4 protein-coding genes and 1 pseudogene are annotated in these 4494 nt (G+C 45.5%); all 5 read right to left on the bottom strand.

The window, feature by feature from the left end:
* Window positions 1–2423, bottom strand: a 2423-nt coding sequence (infB, locus tag GMD5S_RS0209460) for a translation initiation factor IF-2 (protein WP_016893860.1), incomplete at its 3' end; no start/stop codon positions are given.
* 16 nt (window positions 2424–2439) lie between these two features.
* Window positions 2440–2739, bottom strand: a complete 300-nt coding sequence (locus GMD5S_RS0209455; RefSeq protein ID WP_001041399.1) for a YlxQ-related RNA-binding protein — start codon at window positions 2737–2739, stop codon at window positions 2440–2442.
* The gene (gene rnpM, locus GMD5S_RS0209450) at window positions 2732–3025 is read right to left on the bottom strand and encodes an RNase P modulator RnpM (RefSeq protein ID WP_000857560.1); all 294 of its coding nucleotides are present in this window, start codon (window positions 3023–3025) and stop codon (window positions 2732–2734) included. Before rnpM ends, GMD5S_RS0209455 begins: the two co-directional genes overlap by 8 nt.
* Before the next feature lie 21 nt (window positions 3026–3046).
* Window positions 3047–4183 (bottom strand): transcription termination factor NusA, encoded by a 1137-nt coding sequence (gene nusA, locus GMD5S_RS0209445; RefSeq protein WP_000032277.1) that lies wholly within the window; start codon window positions 4181–4183, stop codon window positions 3047–3049.
* Window positions 4184–4225: 42 nt separating this feature from the next.
* A pseudogene (locus tag GMD5S_RS0209440) lies at window positions 4226–4494 on the bottom strand (ribosome maturation factor RimP); the annotation flags it as partial.

Raw genomic sequence — 4494 nt, 5'->3', positions numbered from 1 at the left:
AGACGGATTTCTACATCGTCAGCTTCCGCTTGTTGACGCGCTTGTGGTGTAGGGCGTACGTTGAAACCAACGATAAAGGCATTGGAAGCTTCCGCAAGAGTCACGTCAGATTCGTTGATAGCACCGACTGCCGAGTGAACAATAGTAACTTTCACACCTTCCACATCGATCTTTTGAAGTGAGGCAGAAAGGGCTTCAACAGAACCTTGTACGTCGGCCTTGATGATAACATTAACTGACTTAAGCTCACCAGCTTTAAGCGTATCAAAGAGGTTTTCAAGGCTGACACGTTGGGTAGCTTGGCGTTGTTTCATGAGGGCACGTTTTGCACGTTCTTCACCGGCCGCACGCGCAGATTTTTCATCTTCGTAAACGGCAAAGTGGTCACCCGCCATTGGCGCTTCGTTTAGACCTGTGATAGAAACCGGCGTTGATGGTCCAGCAACCTTGACACGACGACCAAGGTCATTTGTCATAGCACGGACACGACCGAAGGTATTTCCGACAACAATTGGGTCTTGGACATTCAAGGTACCTTGTTGGACAAGAAGGGTTGCGACCGCACCTTTTCCTTTATCCAAGCGCGCTTCGATAACCGTACCGATCGCACGAACTGTTGGGTCTGCCTTGAGTTCTTGGATTTCAGCCACAAGAAGGACTGTTTCCAAGAGTTCATCGATATTTTGGTTGAATTTGGCTGAGATTTCAACAAATTCAGAATCACCACCCCAAGCTGTTGACATAACCCCATGCTCAGCCAATTCACCGATAACGCGTTCTGGGTTGGCACCTGGTTTATCAATCTTGTTGATAGCCACGATAATTGGAACGTTTGCCGCTTTTGAGTGGTTGATGGCTTCGATAGTCTGAGGCATAACCCCGTCGTCGGCCGCTACAACCAAGATGGTAATATCTGTAACAGATGCACCACGCGCACGCATAGAGGTAAAGGCCGCGTGTCCTGGTGTATCAAGGAAGGTAATCTTCTTGCCATTTTCCACGATTTGGTAGGCACCGATATGCTGCGTGATACCACCTGCTTCACCTGTCGCAACACGAGAGTTACGAAGGGTATCCAAGAGGGTTGTTTTACCATGGTCAACGTGTCCCATGATGGTTACAACTGGTGGACGCTCAACCAATTCATCTTCATTGAGATAGCCATCTTCGACAAAGAAACGTTCGATGTCAGCATTATCCACTTCAACCTTTTGTTTGGCTTCGATACCATAATCCACCATGAGGAGTTCGATGGTTTCTCCATCCAAGGATTGGTTTTGTGTGGCCATCACACCCATCATAAAGAGTTTCTTAACGATTTCTGCTGGTTCACGTTTGATACGTTTTGCGATTTCCGCAACAGTCATACCATCTGTATACTCAAATTCTGTTGGCAATTCGTGGAACTTACGCTCTGTAACAGGTTTTGGAGTCTGGTTACGGTTGTTTTGCTTGTTCCCTTTTTTATTTTTCTTGTTGTTATTCCAGTTACTATTTCTTTGATTTCTCACTTGATTCTGACTACTTCGATTCTTTTGTTGTTTTCTAGGACCATCTTCTTCGTGATCATAATCATCACGTTCTTTGTCTGGTCGAGCTTGTTTTTTACGACGTGTATCCACTGGCGCTTCTTTCGCTACAGGAGCTACTGTTACTGCTGGCTGCGTTTGTTCAGCTAGCTTAGCAGCTTCTTCAAAGATTTCCTCTGGCTCCTTGCGTTTGTTAGCTTGAGCCAAGGCTTCTTTGGCAGCTTGCGATTGTTTGAAGCGCTCCTCGCTTGAGCGTGCGTACTCTGCATTTTGCTCTGCTTTTAGGGCTGCTGCACGGGCTTTAAAGTCAACACGTGGTCCAGCTTGTTTTGGCTGGAAGTCTTGTTGCTGACGGCGATCATTGCCACGATTCCCTTGACCTTGTGGTTTTTTCCCTTGGTCGTTGAATCGGCGATTGTCGCGGTTCCCTTGAGCAGGTTTACCACCATTACGGCCGTCATTTTTCTGACGGTTGCCGTTTTGTTGTTGGTCACGGTTGTTGCCCTTGTTTTGTTTGCGTCGCTCTGCCTGCTCTTTGGCACGCGCCTCACGCTCCGCCTTGAAGTTTCGACTCTGTGGTCTTGCGGCCACTACTTTTTCTTCCTTAGGAGCTGCAGGTGTAGCTGATTTGCTTTCTTCCTTTGCGGCAGCTGGTTTAGATGATGCAGGCTTTTCAGCTTTCTTTTCTACACTTGCTTTTGGTGCTGCAGGTTTTGCTTCTGCCTTAGGAGCAGGTGCAGGTTTAAAGCTAGCTGCGATTTGCTCAGCAGCAGCAGCTTCCACGCTCGATGAGTGGCTTTTCACATCCAAGCCCAACTCTTTTGCACGCGCTACAACTTCTTTACTTTCTTTTCCAAGTTCTTTTGCGATTTCGTACAATCTTTTCTTAGACAAATCATGTCCTCCTCTTCTATTCCATAAGAGACCTCATTTTCTTTGTAAATCCAGCATCTGTCACAGCCAAAACCTTTCGCGATTTTCCGACTGCTATGCTTAATTCCAGTGTTGAAAACACGGTTATAACTTCTACTTGATAATAGTCACTTTTATCTTGAATCTTCTTGGTCAGATTGGGACCAGCATCCTGTGCTAGAAAGACTAGCTTGGCTTTCTGATCTTGGATGGCCTTGACCACCAATTCCTCACCTGATATGATCCGGCCTGCTCGTTGAGCAAGTCCCAAGAGATTACTTATCTTTTGCTTATTCAAGTCCTAACTCTCTTCTTTTCACTTTGTGATCAACATAGGCGATCAACTCGTCATAAAAGCTTTCTTCCACTTCCATGTTAAAGCTGCGGTTAAAGACTTTCTTCTTTTTTGCCTCTAGGGCTTCTGCATTGTCTAGCTTGATATAAGCGCCACGGCCATTGGCCTTGCCTGTCGGATCGATAAAGACCTGTCCTTCTTTGTTCTTGACAATGCGGAGCAAATCACGCTTATCAATCACTTCATTGGATACAACAGACTTGCGCAAAGGGATTTTTCTTGTTTTCATCTTTCCCTCCTCTAGCAGCTTTTATTCTTCGATCAATTCATCCGCAGCTGCGTAATCAACTTGACCTGCTTCTTCCATAGCTTCAAATTCGCTGGCAGACTTGATATCGATACGGTAACCCGTCAAGTGAGCCGCCAAGCGAACGTTTTGTCCACGACGACCGATAGCAAGAGAAAGCTTGTTATCAGGTACAACGACCAAGGCACGTTTGCTGTCATTTTCATCAAAGATAACTTGGTCAACCTCTGCAGGTGCGATAGCATTGTAGATAAACTCAGCTGGATCTGCTACCCACTCGATAACGTCGATGTTTTCTTCGACAGGAATCATGCGGTCGCTCTTGGCGTCGTAGCGAGCTGGGTGGAATTTGCTGGTGATTTTCTTGATATTGGCACCACCACGTCCAACGATTGTCCCGATAGCGTCCACGTTTGGATTGTGGCTACGAACGGCAACCTTTGTACGGTCACCTGCTTCACGGGCCACGCTCATGATTTCCACAGTTCCATCGTAAACTTCTGGAATTTCTTGCTCCATCAAGCGTTTGATCATTTCTGGATGGCTACGACTGACAAAGACGTTGACACCACGAGGGTTGTCTTCAACCTTATAAACGTAGACTTCGATACGGTCGTGGGAAGCAAAAACTTCTCCAGGGATTTGGTCTTGTTTTGACAATTGGGCTTCGATGCTGCCAAGGTTGACGTAAATAAAGCGGTTGTCAAATCGTTCTACCGTACCAGACATGATTTCTTGTTCATGTTCCTTGTAAGTATTGTAAGTGATGGCACGTGTTTGCTTGCGCATTTTTTCCATGATGGTTTGTTTAGCAGATTGGGCTGCTACACGACCAAACTCAGCTGGTGCTTCTTCAAACTTGATTTTGTCACCAAGTTCATAGGCTGAATTAATGGCAAGAGCATCTTTCAAGCTGATCTCCAAACGGCTATCAAATACTTCATCAACAACTTCACGGACAGTATAAACTGTAAAGTCGCCTGTCTTTTCATTGAAGTCGATAGCTACGCTATCAGACTGACCATAACGTCTGCGATAAGCGGAACGAAGCGACTCTACTACTGCGTCGATGATGTCTTCTTTTTTGATTCCCTTGTCTTCTTCCAAAATGCGGAAGGCCTCTAGCATTTCTTTACTCATGTTCTTTTTACTTTTGAATCCTCAAAAGCTATCCTTTCTTTTCTATAGTTTTACTGCTAAACGTGCTTTTGATACTAAACTGTATGGAATTTGGACAGTTTTCTTACGTGTTTTGTCCATATACTCCATGGTCAACTCGTCCTCTTCAAAGGATACCAAAGTGCCTTCAAAGACTTTTTGCTTATCAATGGCTTGGTAGAGCCCAACATGGATGTATTTCCCAACCGCTCCAGCGACAGCATCCTTGGTTTTCAAAGGACGTTCCAAGCCTGGACTGGTGATTTCTAGGAAATATTGTTCTGGGAAGGGAT

Source organism: Streptococcus sp. GMD5S (genome assembly GCF_000298715.2).
GTDB lineage: Bacteria > Bacillota > Bacilli > Lactobacillales > Streptococcaceae > Streptococcus.
This window is presented reverse-complemented; position numbering and strand designations above follow the sequence as displayed.